The sequence below is a fragment of the Martinezella paranaensis genome (genome assembly GCF_014200235.1).
Classification (GTDB): Bacteria; Pseudomonadota; Alphaproteobacteria; order Rhizobiales; family Rhizobiaceae; genus Rhizobium; species Rhizobium paranaense.
Window position 1 is genome coordinate 31,724 of the sequence record NZ_JACHBI010000016.1, and the last position, 25,183, is coordinate 56,906.

A 25,183-nucleotide genomic window follows, 5' to 3' on the forward strand; every position below is an offset into this window, starting at 1 on the left:
GCCTACCCGCGAAACTCTCCGCGTGAGCAACTCCGAGAGTCAGGGCAGGCTGATAATCGCGCTAACTGCAGCTGCCGTAATGCCCTCTTGCATGTCAGAAAAAGATGTCTTATTTTCTGACACATGAAGACAGCCGTCACATCTGTTCCCGACCGGGTCATGAAGCGTGTCCGCGCCAGGGGACGCGGTAGTGTCTTCACGCCAAGCGACTTTCTCTCCGTCGCCGTCCGCTCATCGGTTGACCAGGCCCTTTCCCGACTGGTCAAGGGTGGTCAACTTCGCCGCCTTGCTCGCGGGCTGTACGATTATCCCAAGCTGCATCCACAGCTCGGCGCCCTTTCGCCTGCTCCCGATGATGTAGCCCAGGCGCTTGCTCGTGAGACCGGCTCGCGGGTACAGATTGCTGGCGCACGGGCGGCGAACGCGCTCGGCCTTTCGACACAGGTCCCCGCCCAGAGCACCTATCTCACCGATGGCCCATCGCGACGCGTCGTGCTCGGGAAGCGCGTCGTCGATCTTCGTCATGCTTCGCCCAAGCATCTGATCGCTCCGGGCAGTCCTGCCGGTACGGTGGTTCAAGCGCTTCGCCATGTTGGACCTGTTCGGGCCGCCGACGTCGTGGAAATCGCGGCGCGCAGGCTGTCGCCAAGCGACAAGAAGACACTAGCCTCGACCGCTATTCAGGCGCCCGCCTGGATGCGCCCGACACTTGTCTCGATCGCAAACGCGGCGGCCGATATCGATGGATAAGGTCGCCCTGCTTTCAACCGACGACCGCGCCGCCCTCTTTGGGGAGACCGGCGCGCGTCGGGGCGTTGCCAACACAATCATCGAGAAGGACTTCTGGGTCTGCTGGAGCCTGAGGCGGCTTTTCGGCCTCCCCAAGGGCGCGACAGCCTCGCTCGTCTTCAAGGGAGGGACGTCGCTTTCCAAAGCGTTTGACGCTATCCGCCGTTTCTCTGAGGACATCGACCTGTCATTTGATCGCGCCGAGCTCGGATACACCGGCGACCGCGATCCCGAGAAGGAAGGTATCAGCAAGAAGAAGGCTGCACGGCTGATCGACGATCTGGTTGGTGACGTCGAACGTCACATTGCAGAAAAACTGCTCCCAGCTCTTCGCGCCGCGATCGTGGAACAGATCGGTGAGCCGACCAGCGGAGAGTGGAAGCTAGAGATCGATCCCGGCGACGCCCAAACGGTCAACTTCCATTATCCAGCGGCACTCCCTGATACCGAATATGAAGGCATGGCCTACATTACGCCGCGCGTGAAGCTTGAACTTGGCGCGCGGGGCGATCCTTGGCCAACGGAAGAGAAAGTCGTTCGCCCTTATGCGGCTGAGGATTATCCCGACTTCTTCGATCATCCTGACACTACCGTGACGGTGCTATCAGCGCGGCGTACTTTCTGGGAAAAGGCGACCGCACTCCATGCGGAAGCGCACCGTCCAGCGGATTCGCCCACGCCGCAATATTTCTCGCGGCACTATTACGATCTCGCCATGCTCCTTGATACGGAGGAAGGCAAGGCCGCCGCAACCGACTTCGATCTCTTGGCGCAGGTGGCTAAGCATAAGACGACCTTTTTCCGTTCTGGTTGGGCCAACTACGATACTGCACAGCCGGGAACGCTGCGCTTAATGCCTGATGAAGCTCGGGTCAGGGACTTGCGTGCCGATTACCGAGCCATGGCGCCGATGATGTTCGATGAGGCACCGCCATCATTCGAAGACATACTTGCGAAGATTGCATCGCTGCAAGAAAAGATAAACAAATAGCGCGAGGGTGGCCGCTGGGGGAGGAAGATTTATTAGTTCGATTCGATCCATAGACCTGCGTCTTGTTGACGACCTCGTCGATTTTGTCCGCGGTCCGGGCTTTGTGCTGGATTTTTCCGACACCAGTTTCGCCGAGTTTTTCACCTCCGAGCTCAAGGTCAACATCGACGACCCGCAATACGCGGTCAACGGCGGCTCGAAGGGCAAGCGCCTGCGCTACTTCCTCCAAACCTGCGATGACGCGACCGCCGTGCGCGCATTGGAGGCACTTTGGGAGCATCGTGGCGAATATCTCACTCGCTCAGGCGGAGCCGACCCAGTCGCCAATGCGGAAACGCGCTATCAAGCACTAATCAACCGCCTCTCAGGCGGCGTTTCGCCCCAACGCGCCAAAGCGAGCCCGCAGACTGCCGCTGTTGATCGACAGGCGGTCACGAAGATCAAAACGGATCTGCTTCAGGTCACCGCGCTTGCGCCACATGCACGAGGCTACGCATTCGAGGGATTTCTCAAAGGCCTATTCGACGCCTTCGGCCTCGCTGCCCAAGAGCCCTTTCGCCTGCGCGGCGAACAGATCGACGGCAGCTTTCAGCTCGGAAGCGAGACCTATCTCCTTGAGGCCAAATGGCACGGCCAGCCAATCGGCGTGGCCGAGCTGCATACCTTCCACTGCAAGATCGAACAAAAGGCCGCATGGACCCGCGGTCTGTTCGTGAGCAACAGCGGTTTCACCGAGGATGGCCTTGCCGCCTTCGGACGCGGCAAGCGAGTCATCTGCATGGATGGGCTCGATCTCTACGAGATGCTCGATCGCGAGATTCCGCTCAACCAGGTTCTGGAGCGCAAGGTGCGCAGGGCCGCCGAAACCGGCATGCCCTTCCTTCGTGTTCGCGACCTCTTCCCGACCTGACGAGAAAGCGCATGGTACAATTCAACGATTGGTGCGACGCTTCGGACACTCCCCTCGGCAATCATCACGTCCGCGTCATGACGGGCCGGCCGGCGGACACTCCCACCGGCATCCAGGTGACGGCTACCGCTGTGCCTACTCACTATGCCGCTGAAGAACGGATCGCGAGAGCGCTGGCGCGATTGGGCAAGGTCGGGGCGGCAAAGTTGATCAACGACCTACTACCGCAAACTTCTCAGATACGATCGGGCGACCTCGGCGAGATCTACGCAACCGAATGGATCAACGCGCACAGCGGCTACCGCGCGCCCATTAAACGCCTACGTTGGGGAGATCACCGCGATATGGCAATGCGCGGCGATGACGTCATCGGGATGCTCCTTGACCCGGCGACACAACGCCTTCGCTTCCTGAAAACGGAAGCGAAGAGCCGCGCTGCCCTTCGCACCAAGACACTTGAAGAGGCGCGTTCAGGCCTCGACAAGGATGGCGGCCTGCCATCATCGCATTCTCTATCCTACATCTCGGCCAGGCTCATGGAATTGGGCACTGACATGCCGCTCGTTGATGCGATTGACGATGCGCTTTATCGGCACGGAATTCCACCCGAGAGCGTCAAGCATCTCCTCTTCACTTTCTCAGGAAACTCCCCACAGGTACTGCTGACACAGGCTCTTCAGGCTTATCCTGGTCCGATTGGTCAATGGGGCATCGGTCTACATGTAGACGGCCATGCCGCCTTCGTTGGGGCCGTATACGCTCAGGTAATTGCCGATGCCAACCAGCCCTGAAGCAATCATAGCGGCCATCACGGACGCGGCAACGACCGGCTTTCGCGGCAGACTCATCGCGCGAGGCCAGGCGCGCGCCATGATATGGCGTGACGGTGTTTTACCTCCTGATGCCCCCGCCTTCTCGCCCCAGCTCAGCTTCGATCTCCATAGTTACGCCTACGGCTTGCTTGGGCTGGGACTGCGCCTGCTCGAACTTGGCGGCGATCCAAACCAAGCACGTATCGCATTTGAGCAGGCGGCAACCGCGCTTGAAGCGGTTATGGCGAAAGGCAACCGCACCGAGGCGGATCGCGACTTCCATTTCGTCATGGCAGCCGCAAGCTATCACCTCGCGCATTTATCAGCTCGAGCCTATTCACTCCTCACGGTCGTTGCAGCCGAGGAGAATTTTTCCCCGATCGAGCAGGCACTCGCGCTTTTGATGCGACGTGACATCACCGAGTTGAGGGCACGAGTCTACGCCTTCCGTCTCGACGGCCGAGGCTCGGACGCAACCATCTCTGCGCTCTTTCAGCAACGCCTCGCCGAGCCGGCCGCCGATGCGGAGGACCGTGATGGCCAAGACTTCCTCTTCGAAGGCCTGGATCTGGCGCTGACAGACACGTTTTTTGGCGCCTTCGCGATGTTCCTTCTCGCACTGGATCGCGGCGAGCGTGCGCTTCTTGACAACGCAATCGCCCAACTTCGTGAGAGTCTCGCAATCTGCGCGGAATTGAACCTTTTGCCGCAATGGTGGGTGCATCGGGTAGCGATCCATCTGCTTTCCGATCTCTGGTCGAACACCTTCCACGAAAGAATTCCGCTACTGCCCGCCGGCGGCGCTGCACCTTCATGGCCAGGCCTTCGCGAGCTCTTCGTCGCCTTGCTCGCTCGCCGCCCGAGGGCCGAGCTCGACCTCTGGCCTTCGCAGAGCGAGGCGGCCTCGCGTGCTGTCGATCAGACCGACAATCTCGTCGTCTCGCTGCCGACCAGCGCCGGCAAGACCCGCATCGCCGAATTGTCCATTCTGAGATGTTTGGCCGCCGGTCGGCGGGTCATGTTCGTGACACCGCTTCGTGCCCTATCGGCGCAGACGGAAACCACGCTCCAGCGTACGTTTGGACCGCTCGGCAAGACGATCTCCGCCCTTTATGGCAGCATTGGCGTGTCTGGCTTCGACGAGGATGCCATCCGCGAGCGCGATATCGTCGTAGCGACTCCTGAAAAGCTCGACTTTGCCTTGAGAAACGACCCGTCGCTACTCGACGATGTCGGTCTGCTCGTGTTCGACGAGGGCCATATGATCGGGCCTGGCGAGCGCGAGGTTCGATACGAGGTTCAGATTCAGCGCCTCCTGCGTCGCCCGGACGCCGATCAGCGCCGCATTGTCTGCCTTTCGGCGATTCTTCCTGACGGCGATCAAATGGAGGACTTCTCGGCGTGGCTGCGACGCGATCAGGCCGGCGGCCCTATCAAGCACGACTGGCGTCCAACACGCCTGCGCTTCGGCGAAGTGACCTGGAGTTCGCCGACGGCGCGCCTCAATCTTCGTGTCGGCGAGGAAAAGCCCTTCGTGCCGCGGTTTCTCACCGGCGCCGCGCCGCCGCTGTTTGTGCCACCAAAAAAGCTCCGCACACGGCTCTTCCCGGATAACCAGCAGGAGTTAAGCCTTGCTACCGCCTGGCGTCTCGTCATCGACGGCCAGACCGTTCTGATCTACTGCCCGGAGCGCCGGAGTGTCGAACCATTTGCCAAGGTCCTCGTCGACCTACACTTACGCGGCGCGCTCGCCTCCCTGCTCACCGTCGATCCAGCCATGTTGCAAACCGCGATAGCGCTTGGTGAAGAATGGCTTGGCCCGCACAGCGACATCCTGAAATGTCTGCGACTGGGCGTGGCGCTGCACCACGGAGCCTTGCCGACCGCCTATCGCAAGGAAGTCGAACGTCTACTACGTGACGGCGTGCTCAAGATCACGATCTCATCGCCGACGCTGGCCCAGGGCCTCAATCTGTCGGCAACCGCCGTCGTCATGCACTCGCTCTATCGCCACGGTGAGAAGATCAAGGTCTCTGAATTTAAGAACGTCATCGGCCGCGCCGGCCGCGCATATGTCGATGTCGAAGGCCTAGTCATCCATCCTATCTTTGAGGATACGAAGAACAAAAAGCAAAATGAATGGGTCGGACTGATTGAGGATCTCGGTGCCCGCGAGATGGAAAGCGGGCTCATCCAGCTGATCTTCTCCCTGCTTAGCCGCATGCACGCCCGGATCGGCGGCAACCTCGACCACTTGATCGATTATGTGGTCAACAATGCCGCGGCTTGGACCTTTCCGGAGGTTGCCAACGAAAAGGCTGACAAGCGTGAGCGGGCGCTGAAGGAATGGGAGCGTCATATGGCGACGCTCGATACCGCCATTCTCAGTCTCATCGGCGAAGCCGACGTGCCCGATGACCAGATCGAGGTGGCACTCGACAACATTCTTCAATCTTCGCTCTGGCATCGTCGCCTGCTCCGCGTCGACGATGCTTCCCGCGCCGCCTATCGCACCACGCTCCTCACACGAAGCCGCTATATCTGGGCGAATTCGACCGCCGTTAGACGGCGTGGCTACTTTCTGGCCGGGCTCGGTCTCGAGGCCGGGCACGCGCTTGATGCAATTGCGCCCGAGGCCAATAACCTGCTTATTCTGGCCAACGCGGCTCTCGCTGTATCCGACGATGAGGCGGCCATCGCCGCGATCACGGGCATCGCAGAACGCGTGTTCGGTTTCTATCCGTTCGCGCCGGACCCATTCCCCGACAATTGGCGCGATATTCTCAGGTGCTGGCTGCTCGGGCAGCCGCTAGCCGCGATAGTCGCCGGTCAGGAAGCTGATGCCTTGCAGTTCATTGAGGGCGGCCTGGTTTATCGCTTGCCCTGGGCTATGGAGGCCCTGCGCGTCCGTGCCGCTGCCAATGGCGATGTTGTCGGCATATTTTCACTTGCTTTGGACGACCATGAGCTCGGCTTGGCCGTACCGGCTGTCGAGACCGGCACGATGAACCGTGCCGCATCAATCCTGATCCAGGCAGGCTTCAACTCGCGGCTGGCTGCCATCAAAGTCGTCACCGACACAGCTTCAACCTTTACGACCGGGGCGGAATTGCGCGCTTGGTTGCGCTCACCCGACCTCGCGGCCTGGTCGTTCCAGCCCGACTGGCCGACGGCTGAGACGCGTGCGATATGGCTGGAGTTCATCCGGGATTTTGCACCGTCGGATAACCGGACCTGGGCACGCCGAGACTATCTTGGAAATGTCCAGTGGTTCGCCACGCCAGCCCCCGCAGGCACGCCAGTCAGCCTCTTCCACCGGAACGGCCAGCCACTTGTTCTGGCGCCGGACGGACACGCGATCGGCCTGCTGCAGCACCCCCTCAATCCAACTCGGCGTGGCCTCGTACGAGCGAGCGTGGCTTTGAATGTCGCCCAGCTCAACTTGAGCTATCTCGGCCCCGACGATTTGTGGACGGTGTAGCAAATGGCCAAGGAGCCAAAATATTTCGGCCAGTGGGGCGCCGTTCCCGCCGACGGCGATGTGCGTCCGTTCAGCATGCTCAACCCGTCCGGCGGCGATACCAATCGCAACAATCGCCGGCACCATTTCATCTCGGCAGTCTACATGGACGGCTTTGCCGCCGATGACGGCCGGGTTCAGGTCTACCTTTGCGAAACGCCCGGAGATCCTCTTCCCATGAAGCCGAGGGCGATCGGCTTCGAGCGAGACTATTATTCACAGAAGCTGCCCGAGGGAGGTCAGGAAAACCACCGTTTTGAGGACTTGTGGAATACCATCGAAACCGTGTGGCCGGAGACGCTTAGGGCTCTCACGGAGCGCCGATTGTCATCCGCAATCTCCTTCAATGTCCTGGGCATGCAAACAATCATGCGCGCCCGCGTTCCTGCAACGCGCGACCGACACGCGTTGATGCTGGAGGCCAAGCTCCGCAGCGAACACAAGATCGCCGAAGAAATCGGCGCACTCCCTCCGGAGTTGGAGCGCTACGCTGGTCAGTTCGACACAGTGCCAATAGGCATCAATCCTCATGAAACGCTCTTGGCAATGCAGGGCGAGTTCAAAGATTTCGGAGACCTCTGCTTCCGGCTTGGTTTCGAAGTGCTGCATAACAACACTGCCACGCCGTTCCTGACTTCGGACAATCCTGTGTGCAGCTACGACCCGCGTCAATCGCTTCACGCGCGAATCCCCTACAAGCATTCAGACGAGGTTGAGCTGATCTTCCCGGTTTCCGCCCGCATGCTGGTGTGTGGCTCGAGCAAGCGAGGGCCGGTGAACATGATCTCCTGTCACCGCGACATCTCGGATAGCCGGAAGGTGCGGCAGATCAACCGGACCATCGCGCAGTTTTCCTACCGGATGACGATCGGCCAGGACCGATCAAGCGACGACCTGATACGTGCCCACGCCGCGCTCGTGCCCACCATCACGACGGAGGTGCGCCGACGCGGCGCCAAGGAGGTCCAGATCGTCTGTCGCAATGTCTTCGGCCCTCGACCGGTGCTTTCGCAATATATCGACACACCAGAGAAAGCTGCACGGCTGGAGGCGAAGATGGCAGCGGCTTCGCTTCCGCCGGATGCCACGCACGACTGAGCGGCATGAACGTCAGTCGTCGAAGATCACCTCAGTCAAATTCCTCGGCGGGGACCAGATCCCGGCCTTTGCCTTCACATTGGTGCGGCAGAGCGTGACGATCCAGTCCTGATCGCCAAATCGCAGCTTTTGTCGGTCGATCGTTGTCAACTGCTCGAACGCATTTCGGTGAAGCCGTAAGTCGACAAGAAGAGACTTCCAGCCTTCTCTTCCCGGACGATCACCTTGAGCAGCTTCTCCACAGCGTCGGTCCCGACGCGCGCAGACGACCGCCAATGCATGATCTCGACGTAATAGGTTGCCTGCTTGCCTGCGAACTCGCATTCGAGGATGACATCTTTGCCGCCGTCCCTGCTGCCGGGCGTCAAGGTCACCTTAAATCCGAGCCCGTCGAATATCTCCGCGATCGTTCGTTCGACGTCGCGCCATTCCAGATCGCGAGCGTCCCAGGATCCTGTGCGATGAGACGAGCAAAGCGCTCGCTTATTTTTGACGAGTGCTCTTTCGCTCCTTCCCTCGAGTACGCTTTGACAAAGGCTTGTCCTGCTTCAGAATGGCCGATATCGCCGGATCGATGCGTTCTTTGAGTATCTTGTTCGCCCATTCCTTCCTGGCTCCGGTGGAAACATGGCGAGCCTGGCGCAACGCAATCAAAATGCGATTCAAAAGGGGCAGTGATTTGCGGGACAATGCCTCATCAAACCACGAGGCGCCGTCCTTCCATTGTGCCGTAAAGAACTGTTGCATTGCCGATGTCGCAGGTTCGACGACTCCGTTTTCTACGCAAAGCACCGACCCGTGCCCGGCGATATCGTGGACGAGATGCCCGACCGGGTCGCGGGCCGCTCGCATCAACGGAAATGGGCAGGTTCCAATCTCAAGCAGCAACGAGCCACCAACCAGCGGTCGATCATCGTCCCCGACCGAGGCAGGAAGATAGGCCAACTGAGCGAGGATCATCCACCCTGCCATCGGCCCATAGGTCCGCGGTAGTTCTCCTTCAAGATCAATCGGTTCACCTTGCGGCTGTCTCGCCGCGTCCAGCAGCGTTACCGTGCCGTCGCCGTTGATGCGAAGATCCTGCAGCGTCCCATCCGGCTTTTGAAATGCGACCATGCCCCGCTTGAAGGGCCTCGCTCGGGGCGTTCGGTCATACAGCCCAACGAGCAGACCGCTGGAGAAGGCGCCCTGCCTTGTGGCCATATCGCGAATGGCTTGGGCCCCGATGAGGTCTCCAAGGAAGACACCCTCAAGGCGATCTGCCAACCAGTGGCCGGCAGCTCGTGGATCCGCCGCAACCTTCCGTTCCAATTCCTCCGAAATCGCGTAAGCTACCTCACTCAGAAATAGGTCTGGTGCGCGGGGCGCAATCACATCTTCACCGCCAGCATGGCGATAGCTGCGCAACCATCCCTGCGAAGCGAGGCTGTCGATGACGTCACGTGTCGGCTGCTGCAAAGCATCGCGCCGCACTACAAACCCGTGCGACATTTCTAAGGCGAGCTCGCTCGAGGTTCGTGCCACATCGGCGACGAAGTCGCGCGCAAGAAGGCGAAAGCCGTGAGCCGCTTCCCCTAGTCCCGCAAAGCGCTTTCTCACGGCGTCGATGAACCAAATACCCAACATCGAGGACAGCACTACGCCATGGTCTGTGTGTCGGCTATCCTGGCTAATATCGGCGAGCAGCGTCCGAAGCAGCCAGGGAGCGCGGTATTCGCCGGCGAAATCTGCTCCTTTCAGGAAACCGATCCGGTGGGCCGCGAGAACCTCTTGCGCCTTCTGAAACTCTATCTGGCTCAACACGTCAACCTGGATAGTTTGGGCAGCCTCCCCCAGCGCGGAAACATCGCGGCCGTTCGAGCCGGAGAGCAAGCCGCCAACGTCGTCGGTCGTGGCCAGAAGCCGCAATCGCGGACCGAAGCCCGACTCAGAAAGTTCTTCCATGTCATTTGCAACCGGTGAGTCCGGAACGACTCCGTCAATCGCAAGGACAAGCACAGGGTCGCCAACGCTGCGCGAGAGGCGCCTGAGCCATTGACGGATGTCATCTGCTGTCACAGCCCACTCGAGCGCGGCGGATAGCGTATTTGCGATTCGCTGGAAGAGGCCTGCCCCTCCACGCCCACCGCGGACCAGAAAAACAGCGTACGTTTCCGAGGTCGCCATACGCTCTGCAAATTCTCGCAGGATGTGGCTTTTTCCGCTAAGCGGCGCTCCCGTGATCAAAAGGGTCAATTGCCCCGCATCGAAAGCCCGCTTGACGGAGACAGTCGCGACCCGCGGAATCAGGAAATCGGTGACAAACGGCTTGGCGTGCGCCGATGCGGTCCCGGTCATTTGATCGAGCACGTGACGCGTTCGCGCACGGACCGCACTCGGCCACACGCCTGCGTCCGGCCCCATCAGGACCTCGATCGCCCAATCCAAATTAGCGGCCGCGATCTTCGCCGCATTCTCGAAGAGCTTGGTAACGATCTCGCCTTCGGTTGTCCCCGGCACCCACGGCGCGCCTGTCGAACTGTCGAAAAGACCGCAATCGCTCCCGTTGGTGACGATCACTAGCGGCGGACGCGGAGTCAGCTGGTTGGCGTAGCTTTGGCCCTGTTTGCGATCATCGTCGGTCAGGTCCAGTCCGGCGCGTTTCAATTCAACGACGGCGAGCGGTCGATCCTGATGGAGCAGAATGATGTCCGCACGACCGACGGCGCGCCAATCGCGTAAACCATCCACCTCGAACGTGTCATGCCCGACCGTTACCGAGAAGCGCTCCTGATGGCGAAAATCGCGTCGCGGAACAGACGGAAAGGCTCTCCCTAACGCCTCGGACATCATCGCTTCCAGCTCCGCTTCAGGGGGCCTGCGATGGGAGGTCTTTGTACCTTGATTTTTGTTCTTGGTGCTCATTGTGAAAGGTGTCGTTTGGGCGAAATGAGAGATCGGATCGTCCTCGCCTACCTAGGCCAGGTGATCAAACAAGTTCGAACGTCAACTTGTCACGGCAGCACCATCATCACCACTATTTCCTGAAATTAAATATTCGAATTTCGGCGTCGGAAAAGAAGGAGACTGTCACCTTCGATGATGAAATGATCGAGCGCGACTGCAGCCATCGTACAAGCTCCTGGTTTTCTGGTGTGTTTGGTATTGTCGGCTGTCGCCAGCCTGGCTCGATTTCCGAATATGGCTTCGGCAACTGCTGGATCACGGCTCTGACCTGCTCGTCAGACATCAGCTTTTGGCATCTATTGAACATTGCGACTTGGATCTCGACGGGCTCAAGGTTTACGACCATCGCGCAAGCAGCTTCTGCCGGCAGGTTGCTCACATTTGCGTCTGTGCGATGTATAATACGGCCGACGAGTGAAGCACGATGTGCCGAGACGCCTAGTGCGGTCAGGTCCATTTTGTGGATGACTTTGAGCTTCTGCTCATCACCAATACCTGAATCGAGGAGTTTCTCACGGAAATCATCGTTTACCGAATATTTGTCTTCATTGGCCAGGAAGCTGTCGATATTCTTCGCCACGAATAGAACCTGTAGCGCTTCCTTTCCAGCAAGAAATGAAAATGCTTTTTCAGAGAAGGTGACGGCCTCCTCTTCAACGAGAACACGCAGCTTTTCTTCACGAACAGTCTCGGAGAATTGGTCGAATTTCCTTGGAAGTCTTCGGATATAGGCTCGATAGGAGTCGATGTCGAAATCATCGTTATTGAACAGGAAGAGACGAACGGGACGAGCTTCATTCTCTCCACCGACAGGTACCTGCGACAATATCGACCTGACTTCGGTCCTCTCCAGGTAGGCAGTGAGTATTTGAGCATCGAATTCTTCGCTTGATAGAAAAGTTAAGCAGTTTTCCCAAGATGGTTCGATTCTTGATAAAAGGAATACGGCAGATCGAAGTCGGCTCGGGACCCGCTCTAGCGTCGGTAGCTTCGCTCGCTGCTGCTCAAGGAACTGCGCCAAAAACTCCGATCCTATTTCTTCGTGGTTAAGCACATCTAGGATCACTAAAACATCCTCCTCCGAGTTGCTTGGCCGAAGAAGTACGCCTTTGAGGTAGCGGTCAAAATCACTATGGACCTTGTCGATCAACGGAGCGTATCCCTCCCGCAAGACGGTTGAGTAGTGCTTGATCTCCAAGTCCGCCGTACTGCCGGATCCCAATACGTTACGAAATATGAAACCGACGTTCTCCGCGGTGATCGTGTAAAGGCCGTGATCGCTCAACACTCGGACGGCCGCCGGATAGGGTCCAACGCTGCCAAGATCTTCGGTCTCAAACTGAAAGACGGCCAATCGGCTCGGTTCGAAATCGACTTGGAGAGCGAGAACCGAAGCAAGGTTCGAAGCCAAATAGTCAGAGATTTCGGTAGTTTTACGAGGCAGCGTTTCGAGCACTTTCGCAGGCAGATGCGCGATCAGGCGTGCAACATGAACCGCGTTCTGTGGACCCGCAACTGCGGCGGCTACAAACCCTGGCCATCGATTTACGAGGGTTGTCAGGAACTCGCTGTTACGTTGGCCGGTTTGATAGTATGCCGAAAAGAAGGGTGCACATTCATCAAAGTTCGATGAGACATAGTCGATAAGCTTCACGATTTGGCTACGGTATTGGCCAGAATTACCAAGCAAGCAGTCAACCAACGTGACGTTCAACACAAATTTCTGGCGAAAATCATCGTCACGCATGGCCGCGATGACTTCGGTCGGGTTATCGATCTGAAATTCAGGATCCGGAGTCTTGAAGCTCCGGATCTGGATGAGAAACTTATTGTCTGAGGGCGAAAGCCGGCCACGATGGAACAAAGAAGTATATTGATAGTACGTGTCGTCCAGGAATCCTTCGAGCACCAGAAACCTTACAAGCTCGCTATTTTCACCGAAAGCGTCGAATAACTCTTCGATGTCTCCCGAATTTGCGCGAACCAGCTCGTTGAATTTTGCCGTGCGTAAAGCAGCGATTTTCAGTCTAAGTTCTCTAACGCTTCTGGCTGCAGTGGCTCTGAAATCGGCAGACTTGCGCTCGATCAGCGCCTTTCGATCTCTGTATGTGAGAACTTCACTTACCGAACTCTGAAACCCTTTGACGTTGACATTCTGGCGGTTGTTGTAATTTACGTTTAGCACTGTGATATGGTCCTGCTCGATGATCTCCTCGAAATCTGGATGCGCCGTCAGGCCAGAGAATGGGACGCTTTCACCGCTCGGTCTCGTTACCGATGTGTAACCTTGCGGAAGTTTCGCGATCAGAGCCATAGCGTAGATCTTACGAAGCTCTTCGAGATCGCTCGGTACAAGCCTTTCAGCATCGCTGATTTGATTTTCTAATTGAGAAATTTGTGCTTTGTATTGGGCCTGAGCACTTATCACATATGAATCGTGGCGGCTGAGGATCTCAGCTAGTTTTCCCTTTTCGCGATGTAGATTTTCGAAATCGCTCGGCAGTACATTCTTATAAATCAGGATGGCAAGTAGTTTGTTTGTATCGAGAATGTTCTCGCCGTCAGTTTCCAAATTTGTAACATAGACGGTGTATTCATTGAAAATATTATGGATCAATCTCAGGTCGCTAAGATAGCGAGACACCTCACGAAGAAACTGCCTGTCTAGCCGTTCATCCAAGGACAATCGCTGCCCCTGTTCGATTACCTTGTCGATGGAGTTTGAGCTATTGATGATCGGAATAACGGGAACAATAAATTCGAAAAACTTGGTTCTATCCGTGTTTACAAACATATTATCGCGAAGGGCGTAGAGGAAGCGGATTGGTCGCTTAACTCCAGCGTTGGCGTTTACCAGGCTGTTGATTTCCCGAAGCGTTACGAAAATCTCAGGGTTATTGAACCGATCAAGATCCTCTATGATGACCAGGTCGTACTTGGTCGCTTGGAAGAAATAAATGATCTCGTCCAAGTGCCTGTTGAGGATCGACTCTTCTTTCGCTGTCTCGGGCGTTATCTCAATATCTTTGAGAGAAATACTTTTGAGAGAGAGGCCGAGACTTTTTATGTATATCTGGTGGAAGGCAAGCCAGATAAAGAGAAATCCAACTGAGGTCGTTGCGAAATTGAACCAGTTTTCAAAGGCGACGGGCTTGAAAAACTCACCGCTCAGGACGGCATCTCGTTTGATGAATAGGTGCCAGCAAGAAAACATTCCAGCCATGATGAACAGCGACGTGAACTTTGACCACCATCTGGGTGTCTGGATGCGTTTGAAACGCGAAAGGGGTAAACTGTTGGAATCCGCGCCGTAGAGCATCTGCTGGAGAATGCTCCGTTCGATCTCCTGCTTGCTGACATTGCCTTTTTTAGGGCATGTTGCTTGGCTTTCGTTGGTCGTTACGGACCCATCGGCCTCAGGTAGAAAAGCGGCAAGCGAAATTTGAAGGACTGGTCTGTTATACCTCCGACGGAAAGTTTTGATGATGCTGCTTTTTCCAGATCCGTACGGGCCAGTCAGCGCAATGTTGGAGACATTCGGATTGCTGGTCGCGACCATCAACGCATCCGCGTAAATGCCATGCTCGTCAGCCTCGTCAGTTGGAGCAAGATCCACGTACTTAGATGGCATATCTTTGGCTTTTTGTGAAACCACTGACGTGCACCATCTAAATAACGATGTGATTTTCACTCGATGCACCCATTGTGAGAAGGCCACTGTTCTTGTTTTGTAGCTGGCGGGAGGTGCACCGCAAAGGCGAAAGTTTAGGTTGTACACAGACCCTGATCTTTGGCAAACTTCAAATTGCTGTGGCTGTGCGTTTCAAGCATCTTGAATGGCTAACTACAGGACGCCCCACGCCCGAAACCTCCCCCTCCCCGTCATCTCACGTAATCCCAGTTCCTGGACGATGCGCCGCGCTGCCTGCGGCGTGACCTCGAGCGTCTTCGCCACCATCCCGGCCGACACCAATGGCTTTGCCATGATCAGTTCCACCAGTTCCGGCAGCTTTGACGATGTCCGGCGCCCCTCCAGTTTTCGCTCGAACATTGTCTTCGCTAATGTCAGCCTGTCGTGTTCTTTCATGCCGATCTCTGCGGCCGCCAGCAAACCGTGGGCGATGGCAAGCAACCGGGTTTGACGATCGCGACTTCGGCGCCGATCGACCGAAATGGTTTTGAGGCCGAGGTTGATGGCGGCCAGGTGCGCGCCGGTGGTGACGCCGGCCTGGCGCAGGATGGATGCGGCAAATAGCCGGCCGAGCCAGGGCGCATGCTGCAGGACCGAAAGCTCGTTCCAGGCATCGAGGGCGACGATCGCCTGCAGCACCGCCGGAAGGTGTTCGGCCTGGCGCAGCGCGCCCCGCCATTCGTTGAGCCGGGCATCCTCGTCCCAATCGAGATCATAGACCAGCGGATCGGCCGGAGCCCGGCCGGGCTTTTTGGCTCGTTCGATCGCAGCGTCAGAGCGCGCGAGCAGCGCATCGATAGCAGCATAGTCGACGCCGAGCAGGTCTTGGGCGTCGTCACCCTCCTCCCCCTCCCCTTCCGGATCGATGGCGACCGCAGCCCGAACACCGGTGGCCGGCTCCACCGCCTCGGCGCCGACCGAATTGGTGTCCGACGTCTGTCGCAGAGACCGGATACCCTCTGCGGACAGGGCCCAGTCCGGAGACTGCGCGGCGATGCGCCGGCGGGTGCGGAGCACGTCGCGGGCGATGGTCAGCTCATGGGTGGGCGTGCGAATATCCTTTGTGGCGTCGTGTAGGACGAGGTCTTCGAGATGGACGAGCTCGCCGTCGATCCACAGCGAGGCACAGGCGTCGGCGAAGTTCTGGCGTTCGAGGAAGCCCTGACCGACTGGAGAACGGGCGATGCGCTCGTCTAGACGCGTGAGAGCGACACCGGCGTCAAAAGCCGGCCTCACCAAGTCGCTCATACTGATTTTCGTGAGATCGTAAGTCATTGATATCACGGTAAATGATTTGCTAAAGGAACTCTATATGAATATTACAGTTCCTCACATGGTATGATTGCTTGTTAGCGTGCTAACCTTCGATAAGTATCGCTTATCGGAGGTGATTGCCAGAAGCCCGCAAATCAGCGAAAACCGGGTAAAGACCGATCGCCGGCGCCGTTCCGGCAGCCGGATTCTTGCCTTTTCAGGAGGGACCTTTGGACATTCTCGCTCCGAACACATCGCCAGACGCTATCGCCCGGCGGGCGGAAACGCTCGACACGATTGCGGCAGTGCTGCCGATCGACCGGCGCGACAAGCTGGCGGAGATCCTCACCGATCAGGACGTCGAGACACTCAAACATCTGGTCAACGAAGGCATGGGCGCCAACACGCTGCGGGCGCTCGCCTCCGATCTCGGCTACCTCGAGGCCTGGGCGATGGCCGCGACCGACAATCCCCTGCCCTGGCCGGCGCCGGAGGCGCTGCTCTTAAAGTTCGTCGCGCATCATCTCTGGGATCCGGCCCGGCGCGAGACCGATCCCGAGCACGGTATGCCCGCCGAGATCAGCCAGGTCCTGAGGGACACCGGTTTTCTGCGAACGTCGGGACCGCACGCGCCGGACACGGTGCGCCGGCGGCTCGCCAATTGGTCGACGCTGACCAAATGGCGCGGCCTCGACGGCGCCTTCACCTCCCCGGCCCTGAAATCCGCCATTCGTTTCGCCGTACGCGCCGTCCCCCGGACGCGCCGCCGGAAGAGCGCCAAGGCGGTCACCGGCGACATCCTGGCCAAGCTGCTGGCTACTTGCGGTGGCGACAGCCTGCGCGATCTGCGCGATCGCGCCATCCTGATGGTCGCCTTCGCCTCCGGCGGCCGCCGCCGCAGTGAAGTCGCCGGCCTGCGCAAGGAGCAACTGACAATCGAGCCGCCGGTGAAGGCGGAGGACGGCAGCCCCCTCCCCTCGCTGTCGATCCATCTCGGCCGCACCAAGAATTCCGGCGCCAACCAGGACGAGATCGTCTATCTGACCGGCCGGCCGGTGGAGGCGTTGAATGCCTGGCTGGCGGCCGCGAGGATAGACAGCGGCAGTGTGTTTCGGGCGATCGATCGCTGGGGCCATGTCAGCCGGCGGGCGCTCGATCCGAAGGCGGTCAATGATATCGTCAAGCAGCGGGTCAAAATGGCGGGGCTGGAGGTTGAGGAGTTTTCGGCGCACGGATTGCGGTCGGGCTATCTGACGGAGGCGGCGAGCCGGGGTATCTCGCTTCCCGAGGCCATGGAGCAATCACGCCATCGGTCCGTTCAACAGGCATCAGACTATTACAACAACGCTGCGCGGAGAAGCGGACGGGCGGCGCGCCTCCTCTCGTGATTTCCGCCAGAATACTTCTCAGTTCCATCAGCTGCCTTCCACCGACCCCCGTAACGCGGACGGGCCTCATAGAGGCGAAGGAAATCTTGCTCTGACGGAGTCCCCCTCGGATTTGACGTACCTGGCCATATCGGGAAAGAAGCTCGATACAGCCGTGACCGCTGTGTGTAGTAGAGATGCGAATGATTTGATATGCTCTGGTGCCTCCAGCGCCGGACCAACAAAGCAATTGTCCAAGCGCCGGGCACCCTCTGCGTCGGGGGTTGGAAGGTCCCTTATCGGAAAGGGATAGGTTATTGGCAAGTCCAGAGACGTCGCCGGATGTCCTTCAGGCAAGACATAAGTCATCAAGCCGTCACAGATGCTTAGAATAAGATTGTGCCGGAGATTAGCAGGTTGCCTAGGTGCTTCTGAGTTGTAGCAGCTTGCGATTCTTTTGAGCTGCTCGTCGCCCAAAGAGAAATCAAACTTTTCGCAGATCAAAAAAGTCACGATTTGATCGAGTTCATGGTGCGCTGGCCGAAACCGATCGGCGCCCTTACCAGTCTTCCGGGAATAGACGTAACTTGGTCCGGACATGCCATCGCGGATAGACTTGATGGCCGCCAACTTTCGGAGAGCTCTGTACAAGTCACCCTCAGACATCACCGACTTAATCTCCCCTACGGCAACGACTGTCTCAATTGGAAAGAATCGTTGCCGGTTTTCATTCTGCAAGAGCGGTGCGACGCTGGAATCGTAAATGATAAGATCGCACTGGCTGCTAATCTTGCCATCGCTGCTGATGACGAAGCCAGATTCAATCTCTAGCCGCTTTGGGACAAACGTTCGAATGAACTCCCTGGCAACCGCTTCTCGATAGACTCCAAACTCGCCGGGGTGAACCAGCTTGCCGTCGACGTCGATAAACATCGTCCGAGATGCTTCGATAAATGCTTGGCAGAAGGCGAAAATCTTCTCCGTCAAAAGAGTTTGCACGGCTGACATGGCTTGGTATTTCGTCATAGGAGTGCCTCAGTTTGCGAAGCTCCCTAGTCAATAAACTTTGACATTTTCCTACCACGGTGTGTTCCAACCGAGCGCTCGTGGATTGGCAAGAGATTTGCTGCCTGGGCTGACTGATATGGGACTGGCGAACTAGCAATGACGACCACTCCGACGCTCCGCTAGCTCAACTCCCAAAAGGGCACCTAGCCTGCCTTTTGCAGGGATTGGAGCCGCGACGCCCAATGAGAGTTCTCAGGATTCAATACCGCTCGCGGCAGCACGCCGGCCTCATAGAAGGATCTATTGATCTCAGTGTTTGCCGGTGGGCTCACTGTTATTTCAATGAGTTAACCCGTAGTCAGCTGACAACAATCCTTAGCGGTCACCATAACAACAATCACCACCCTCGACGGGGTAAAGTCGCTCTCCGTCAACTGGCTACCTGAGTTGTTGCGGAGCCTCCGCTTCGAAGCAATGCCATCAGCATCGGCCCAAGCGAAAACTCTCCCCTCTTTGCCCTTGAGGTCAGATCACGAAGATATCCGCCTGCCGATGTGATGTGCCCTGTCCGCTCTAATATCGCCGCCATCGTCGCTGCCGCATTTTCCGGGCCCATTGCTTCGCACGCGTCCTGGTAAGCCGACGGGCTCACGCCCAACATTGATCGCACCACGACGGCTGCCGTCATCAAGTCCCGCCAGCTCTCGACGCACCCCGCCGGACCGTACATGGAAATCTCCGGGCACGCTCTCAGCACCATCCCAAGTGGGAATGACTTTATGGGTTCGGCCTTCCGCTCACGATTTTTGCTCGGCTTTGCGCCCTGCTCATTTTCAGAGCTAGGTTCAAGTTCATAGCTGGATTCGGTATTTGAATTCTGTATGTGCTGTCGGAATTCGTTGCCATTGGTGTCGGATTTTTTAAGATTGATGTGGGTTTCCAATAGATTGAGGACTTCTTCCCTCAGCATATCGAGTTCATCGCTGATTGCGGTCAATTCATCCGCCATTTTTGCCCGGCGGAGCCGCGACATGGTCTCGACATAAAGCTCTTCAACCTTGGCCCAATCCCCGGGAACGCGATCTTCCAATGCCGCGGAGATCAATTTCCGGATATCCCGCCGAGCTATTGTGATGCGCTCTTTGACGATCTTGATCTGCCGATTGGCCTCTGCGACCTGCTGAGCCATGTCAGCAAGTTCTTCCGAACGGGCTAGAAGTGGTGCAAGACTGAAGCCGTAAGCGGTCTCGATGGAACCGTCTGAGCCCTTGCGGGCATAACGCTTGCCATTCGGGCTGTCATTCCGTTGGATGAGACCAGCATCCACCAAGAGGGCCAGGTTCTCGCGAAGCGTCGTCCCGGCGATACCGTTTGCCCGTGCGATCAACTGAGCATTGGACGGAAACACGATAAGGTTCGCATCTTCCTTGAGCTCAGTTTCGGGATAGAACGACAACAGCGCGTTCAGCACTGCGAGCGCGCGATCCCGCAAACCAAGCAGCGATCGGGCATCGCACGCATCGCGATAGATCTTCCACTTGTCGATCGATTTTCCTTGCCTGATGTCTGCTGCTTTGAACTGCGCTGTCACCAAGGCAAGCGTCATTGGCCGCCGCCCAAAGGGCGTCGTCACATTTCCACTCTGCATTTCTTTCACCTTTCAATAGACAAAAGAAATCCGCTCACCAAAACGGTGCCAAAGACTCTTGACTGCGATTCATGGAAATGCGATTCTCAGGCTGCTTAGACCATTGAGAGAGGCTTCCACGACGGCGACGTTTGGGGGCCTTTTTCTTTTCCGGTTGCTATCGTCAATTACCCTTCAGACGCAGGATTATCCTTCCTGAAGTTCTCGTAGAGCTCGGGGAGCTGCTCCATAATAAACTTGGCAAAAGCCTCGTCCCGATCTCTGTTCATTTCGATTTTGCAGCGCCTGGCGCCAAGGGCGAATGTTGCGATTTCAAGCCCATCAGACGACTTGGCGATCAACCGGGGAGGGGATGCGGACAGTTTCTTCGCATCTGCCGCTTTCGACGCTCTCAGTATCGCCATGAAACGATCGTCCGTGTCTCTATGGGCGAATGATTTGTCTTCGGTCGTCTTGCGAACCTTCTTCTCCGTGCCATCGATCTTCAAGAGGTCCGCAAGTTCCTGCCATCTCGGTCGACCGATTTTCGGCGCGCGGCCGATGGAATTGATCAACCAAGCTGGGACTGCCCGGGCGACGGTAATGAGTTTGTGAACTTCCTGCCGGTCAATAGACAGTGCTGTTTGGATAAGTGCGCGCTGGAAGCCGCCTTCTTCGAGTTTTAGAGCAAACGAAGCGCGCTCGATGAATGTAAGATCTTCACGAGCTGAATTCTCGATACCTTGAGCGACGACGAGGCGATTGTCGTCTAAATCGCGGACATAAGCTTTCACCTTTATGCTGAGTTCGGATGTAGCGCGCACTCGACGATGGCCATAGGCAATCTGATATCGACCAGGCGCGGATGGGTGCGGTCGAACAAGGACCGGAATCTCTTGTCCATGGTCCCTGATCGAAGTTTTGAGAGCTTCAACCGCAGCAATATCCTGATCTAGGAACCGGTCGGCAAACGGGGACGGATCGATGAGAGCTGGATCAAGATCAACCGGGAACTCCCCGTTGGCCATCTGCTGCTTGAGTTCTTCGTAGTCTCTTTCTACCTCGGAGAACGTATCCTTCAATGAACGAACTGCGCCCGACGCCACTCGCTGCACTGGTTGCCGCGTCTCTTCGGAAGTTACCTGATCGCTTCCCCCGGCGAAGAGGGAACGGATGGACTGTGTGCGCTTACTCATGATACGCCTCCTATCCCAACAGCCGGTTCAGCGACACAATGTAGTCAGCTGACAACACGTTAAGTCTCTGAATTATATGTGAGTGACACAAATTCATCGGCTCCAAACCTTGTTGATCAACTCGATCACTTCCTGGTTAACCGCGCTGATCGATTCCATCGCCCGATCATATGTCGACCGCCCTACCGCACCCCGCGAGAGCTCATAGAGGGATTGCTTCGTCAGCCCCGCATTTGCAATGGCAGTCGATTTCCAGGCGGACGCCGCCATTACATCTCCCGCGAAAACGTCGCGCAGCAACCCTACGATCTCCTGTTCGGGAACGTCGCGTGGATCATGTCTCGTGACGAGGAATCTCAGGAAATCGTAGTCGAGCCGACCGCCCGCCTCTTCGATGACCGAAACAAGATCCGATGTCATGAGGAGAAACTGGCTCATAGAGGCCACATCCACCATTTGAGGGTGAACAGTGACGATCATTCCAGTCGCAGCATTCAACGCGCCCATCGTCAAGAACCCGAGCTGTGGAGGGCAGTCCACAACGACGACGTCGAAATCGTCCTCGACTTGGCTAATCGCGCCGGCGACACGACGGAAAAACAAGTCCTCCGGCCGGCCACGGTTCTGTAGCATGTAGCGCGGAGTTTGGTGCTCGAACTCCATGAGTTCGAGGTTTCCGGGGACAATGCTGATTCCAGTAAAGTAGGTCGACCGAACGATATCTTTCATCGTCACCCGCTGGTCGTCATATCGAATAGCGCCATACAGAGTCGCGTTCTCTGCCACATCGAATTCCGGCTGATAGCCGAACATAGCTGAGAGAGACGCCTGTGGATCGAGGTCAATCGCCAAAACTCGATACCCCTGCAAGGCGAGGCCTTGAGCAAGGTAGACCGACGTCGTCGTCTTTGCGGAACCGCCCTTGAAGTTGGCGACCGTGATAACTTGAAGCTTTTCACCGGCGCGCCGGCGCGGCCAAAATCTGCTCGCCTCTTTCGGTCTTGCTCCAGCTAGATATTGGCGTAGCTCGTTGATCTGTTCCAACGTGTAGGAGCGCCGCCCGGCGTTTCCAAGATCTGGCGACGGGCCGAGGCCATCGAGGGATAGCTGTCGCAAATAGCCATCCGAAACACCAACGATATCGGCGACCTCTCCGGAGGTAAAGGAACGCAGGGATTTTTGAGCCATGGGAGGAAAGGCTCGTTCCCCTACAGCCCGCAACCTGGCAGACAGTGCTTCCGCGCGCTGTGTGATGTGCGCGGAAGTCGATGCTAGATTGATTTGTCTGTCAATCACGTTCACTTTGGCCCCAGTTTCAGACGGTTTCTCGGCGTAAGACGCGCTATTTCCGTCTCATGATAACGCACGATTCTGCGAGTCTCGCAAGAGAAATAGGGTTAACAAAACCTTAACGGGACTCCTTCCCTTCGCAACGCATTGCGGTCACTGGCCCACTTTCTCTTGCAAATTCAGATCTTTGGCGAGTTTGACGAGAACTCCGATCACGATGCGTTCTACTGTGAATCCTACAAGGTGCCACTGTAGACGCCACTCGTAATTCGAGCCGTTTCATCCCGCTCCACGATGATTTCGTCCTACGACTCACCTCAAACGACCTTGTAGGATCCTACAACTACCGCTCGATTCTGATCCGTGCTGATTTCCCCGCCGACCAACGACGACGGAGAAATTCATGCAGATTCTCGCGATTTCCCAGCCGCGAAATGTTTACGAAGCTCAGCTGCTCCACCGCCATCATCAACTACGTGCCCGCGTTTTCGCCGAGCGCCTTGGCTGGGAGGTCAAGGTCGTCGACGGCCAAGAGGCGGACGCCTTCGACGCTCTTCTACCGAGCTACATCCTCGCAATTTCCGACGATGGCACTGTGACCGGTTGCGCAAGGCTGCTCCCGGCTCTTGGCGCGACGATGGTGAAGAACATCTTTCCGTCGCTTCTTCCGGATGGCCAGCTGAATGCACACACCGCGATGATCGAGAGCTCCCGCTTCTGCGTCGATACGACCTTTGAGGAGGGGAGGGGAGACGGTTCCGTCCATGAGGCGACCCTGACCATGTTCGCGGGAATCATCGAGTGGTGCATGGCGAATGGCTACACCGAGATCGTCACCGTAACCGATCTCCGGTTCGAGCGAATCCTCGCGCGTGTCGGCTGGCCCCTGCAGCGGCTGGCAGAGCCGAAAAGGATCGGAGTGACCATGGCTGTCGCCGGGGTCCTTCCGGCGAATGCCGACACATTCCTACGACTCCGGCCTTCCAACTACCGTTCCGAACTCAGCACCGTCAGCCAAGCAGCGTAAGGAAGAAACGCCGTGAACCAGCTTCGCTCTCATCCTCGACTTGTCCGCAAACTCCAGGAAGCGCTCGGCGATCAGCTTTGCGTCGCGTTGGACGACTCAACGGTCGTCGAAATCATGCTCAATCCCGATGGAAAACTTTTCATCGAACGGCTCGGCCACGGCGTGGCGCCGGCCGGCGAAATGTCCCCCGCGGCCGCGGAAATGGTGATCGGAACGGTGGCGCATGCTCTTCAGTCCGAGGTCGACACCGAGCAGCCGATCATCTCCGGCGAGTTGCCGATCGGCGGTCATCGCTTCGAAGGATTGTTGCCTCCGGTCGTCGCCAAGCCGGCTTTCACAATTCGCCGTCGTGCCTCGCGCCTGATCCCGCTCGACGATTATGTGCGCTCCGGCGTGATGACCGAACACCAGGCCTCGACCATTCGCAGCGCGATTTCATCGCGGCTCAATATCATCATCTCCGGCGGCACCGGTTCCGGCAAGACGACGCTCACAAACGCCGTCATCGATGAAATCGTCAAGTCTGCCCCGGAAGACCGCCTCGTCATCCTGGAAGACACCGCCGAGATTCAGTGCGCTGCCGAGAACGCCGTTCTTCTGCATACCAGCGATACCGTCGACATGGCGCGGCTCTTGAAGAGCACCATGCGGCTGCGTCCGGACCGGATCGTCGTCGGCGAGGTCCGCGACGGCGCTGCGCTGACGTTGCTGAAAGCATGGAACACGGGCCATCCCGGAGGGGTGGCCACCATCCATTCCAACACGGCTATGTCGGCGCTACGCCGCCTGGAGCAACTGACCGCCGAAGCCAGCCAGCAGCCGATGCATGAAGTGATCGGGGAAGCGGTCGATCTCATCGTCTCGATCGAGCGGACGCCACGCGGGCGGCGCGTTCGCGACGTCATCCAGATCGAGCGCTTCGCGGGCGGCCAATATGAAGTCGAATCCGACCAGCTCACGGAAGAACAGGAGGCGCGCCATGTCGCGTAGAAAAGCATTCATCGCCGTCACACTCCTTGCGGCACCCATCGTTCTTGCCTCGGTCTCGCCGGCGCTCGCCAGTTCCGGCGGCAGTCTTCCCTGGGAAGGACCTTTGCAGCAAATTCAGGAGTCGATCACAGGGCCGGTAGCCGGCGCCATCGCACTTGCGGCGGTCGCGATCGCCGGCGGCATGCTGATATTCGGTGGTGAGCTCAACGATTTCGCGCGGCGGCTGATGTACATCGTGCTCGTCGCGGGCATCCTGCTTGGCGCCACCAACATCGTCGGCCTTTTTGGCGCGACCGGTGCCTCGATCGGACTGCCCGACGAGCAGACCACCTCGATCAATCAAAGCGGAGAAGGGGAGGGGGCTCATGGCTGAGTCCCTGTCTGGCCTGCAACGCAACCGCATTCATCGGGCGCTGTCGCGTCCGAACCTGCTGATGGGCGCGGACCGGGAGCTGGTGCTTATTACCGGTCTTGCCGCAGTCATCCTCATCTTCGTCGTCCTGACGATCTATTCCGCGCTCTTCGGCGTCGCCGTCTGGATCGTCGTCGTTGGGCTTTTGAGGGTGATTGCAAAGGCGGATCCGCTGATGCGACAGGTCTATGTCCGCCATATCTCCTACAAGCATTACTATAAGGCGACCTCCTCGCCCTGGCGCCGGTATTGAGG

At 57.7% G+C, this 25,183-nt stretch carries 19 protein-coding genes; 11 read left to right on the forward strand and 8 right to left on the reverse strand.

Features of this window, described 5'->3' with window-relative positions:
• Window positions 1–159 precede the first annotated feature (159 nt).
• The 6 genes from GGD50_RS27455 (at window position 160) to GGD50_RS27480 (ending at window position 8,120) form a co-directional block, all read left to right on the forward strand.
• The gene (locus GGD50_RS27455) at window positions 160–750 is read left to right on the forward strand and encodes a DUF6088 family protein (RefSeq protein WP_183940149.1); all 591 of its coding nucleotides are present in this window, start codon (window positions 160–162) and stop codon (window positions 748–750) included.
• Complete coding sequence (locus GGD50_RS27460; RefSeq protein ID WP_183940151.1) at window positions 743–1,780, forward strand: nucleotidyl transferase AbiEii/AbiGii toxin family protein; 1,038 nt, start codon at window positions 743–745, stop codon at window positions 1,778–1,780. The genes GGD50_RS27455 and GGD50_RS27460 overlap by 8 nt, the downstream gene beginning before the upstream one ends.
• Before the next feature lie 103 nt (window positions 1,781–1,883).
• Window positions 1,884–2,690 carry a restriction endonuclease gene (locus tag GGD50_RS27465; RefSeq protein ID WP_183940153.1) on the forward strand — a complete coding sequence of 269 codons (807 nt, stop codon included), beginning with the start codon at window positions 1,884–1,886 and terminating at the stop codon, window positions 2,688–2,690.
• An 11-nt stretch (window positions 2,691–2,701) separates the two neighbouring features.
• Complete coding sequence (locus GGD50_RS27470) at window positions 2,702–3,481, forward strand: Hachiman antiphage defense system protein HamA (RefSeq protein ID WP_183940155.1); 780 nt, start codon at window positions 2,702–2,704, stop codon at window positions 3,479–3,481.
• On the forward strand, window positions 3,465–6,983 hold the full coding sequence (locus GGD50_RS27475; protein ID WP_183940157.1) for a DEAD/DEAH box helicase: 3,519 nt from the start codon (window positions 3,465–3,467) through the stop codon (window positions 6,981–6,983). The genes GGD50_RS27470 and GGD50_RS27475 overlap by 17 nt, the downstream gene beginning before the upstream one ends.
• Window positions 6,984–6,986: 3 nt before the next feature.
• On the forward strand, window positions 6,987–8,120 hold the full coding sequence (locus tag GGD50_RS27480; protein WP_183940159.1) for a DUF4238 domain-containing protein: 1,134 nt from the start codon (window positions 6,987–6,989) through the stop codon (window positions 8,118–8,120).
• 146 nt (window positions 8,121–8,266) lie between these two features.
• Here the strand turns inward: GGD50_RS27480 and GGD50_RS32915 are convergent, their stop codons facing one another.
• From GGD50_RS32915 to GGD50_RS27495, 4 genes are all read right to left on the reverse strand, one after another.
• Window positions 8,267–8,554 carry a restriction endonuclease gene (locus tag GGD50_RS32915; protein ID WP_246451561.1) on the reverse strand — a complete coding sequence of 96 codons (288 nt, stop codon included), beginning with the start codon at window positions 8,552–8,554 and terminating at the stop codon, window positions 8,267–8,269.
• Between the two features lie 49 nt (window positions 8,555–8,603).
• On the reverse strand, window positions 8,604–11,024 hold the full coding sequence (locus GGD50_RS32920) for a type I restriction enzyme HsdR N-terminal domain-containing protein (protein ID WP_246451556.1): 2,421 nt from the start codon (window positions 11,022–11,024) through the stop codon (window positions 8,604–8,606).
• 112 nt (window positions 11,025–11,136) lie between these two features.
• Entirely contained in the window at window positions 11,137–14,757 is a 3,621-nt protein-coding gene (locus tag GGD50_RS27490) for a YobI family P-loop NTPase (protein WP_484502674.1), read from the reverse strand.
• Between the two features lie 153 nt (window positions 14,758–14,910).
• Window positions 14,911–16,041: an RHE_PE00001 family protein gene (locus tag GGD50_RS27495; protein WP_183940161.1), complete on the reverse strand. Its 1,131-nt coding sequence runs from the start codon at window positions 16,039–16,041 to the stop codon at window positions 14,911–14,913.
• Between the two features lie 200 nt (window positions 16,042–16,241).
• On the opposite strand from GGD50_RS27495, the gene GGD50_RS27500 reads away from it, so the two are divergent.
• A complete protein-coding gene (locus GGD50_RS27500) occupies window positions 16,242–17,399 on the forward strand; it encodes a site-specific integrase (protein WP_183940162.1) in 1,158 nt (385 codons plus the stop codon).
• Window positions 17,400–17,465: 66 nt separating this feature from the next.
• Here the strand turns inward: GGD50_RS27500 and GGD50_RS27505 are convergent, their stop codons facing one another.
• The 4 genes from GGD50_RS27505 to repA form a co-directional block, all read right to left on the reverse strand.
• The gene (locus GGD50_RS27505) at window positions 17,466–18,404 is read right to left on the reverse strand and encodes a DUF6602 domain-containing protein (RefSeq protein WP_183940164.1); all 939 of its coding nucleotides are present in this window, start codon (window positions 18,402–18,404) and stop codon (window positions 17,466–17,468) included.
• Window positions 18,405–18,816: 412 nt separating this feature from the next.
• The gene (gene repC, locus GGD50_RS27510; RefSeq protein WP_183940166.1) at window positions 18,817–20,034 is read right to left on the reverse strand and encodes a plasmid replication protein RepC; all 1,218 of its coding nucleotides are present in this window, start codon (window positions 20,032–20,034) and stop codon (window positions 18,817–18,819) included.
• 167 nt (window positions 20,035–20,201) lie between these two features.
• Entirely contained in the window at window positions 20,202–21,209 is a 1,008-nt protein-coding gene (repB, locus tag GGD50_RS27515; protein ID WP_183940168.1) for a plasmid partitioning protein RepB, read from the reverse strand.
• Window positions 21,210–21,302: 93 nt separating this feature from the next.
• Window positions 21,303–22,511 carry a plasmid partitioning protein RepA gene (repA, locus tag GGD50_RS27520; RefSeq protein ID WP_183940170.1) on the reverse strand — a complete coding sequence of 403 codons (1,209 nt, stop codon included), beginning with the start codon at window positions 22,509–22,511 and terminating at the stop codon, window positions 21,303–21,305.
• Between the two features lie 391 nt (window positions 22,512–22,902).
• On the opposite strand from repA, the gene traI reads away from it, so the two are divergent.
• From traI to GGD50_RS27540, 4 genes are read left to right on the forward strand one after another with little or no spacing between them, the layout of a single operon-like run.
• Window positions 22,903–23,526 (forward strand): acyl-homoserine-lactone synthase, encoded by a 624-nt coding sequence (traI, locus tag GGD50_RS27525; protein ID WP_183940172.1) that lies wholly within the window; start codon window positions 22,903–22,905, stop codon window positions 23,524–23,526.
• A 12-nt stretch (window positions 23,527–23,538) separates the two neighbouring features.
• Window positions 23,539–24,516, forward strand: coding sequence for a P-type conjugative transfer ATPase TrbB (gene trbB, locus GGD50_RS27530; protein WP_183940174.1), 978 nt, complete (start codon window positions 23,539–23,541; stop codon window positions 24,514–24,516).
• Window positions 24,506–24,889, forward strand: a complete 384-nt coding sequence (locus tag GGD50_RS27535; protein ID WP_183940176.1) for a TrbC/VirB2 family protein — start codon at window positions 24,506–24,508, stop codon at window positions 24,887–24,889. The genes trbB and GGD50_RS27535 overlap by 11 nt, the downstream gene beginning before the upstream one ends.
• On the forward strand, window positions 24,882–25,181 hold the full coding sequence (locus GGD50_RS27540; protein WP_183940178.1) for a conjugal transfer protein TrbD: 300 nt from the start codon (window positions 24,882–24,884) through the stop codon (window positions 25,179–25,181). The genes GGD50_RS27535 and GGD50_RS27540 overlap by 8 nt, the downstream gene beginning before the upstream one ends.
• Window positions 25,182–25,183: the final 2 nt, after the last annotated feature.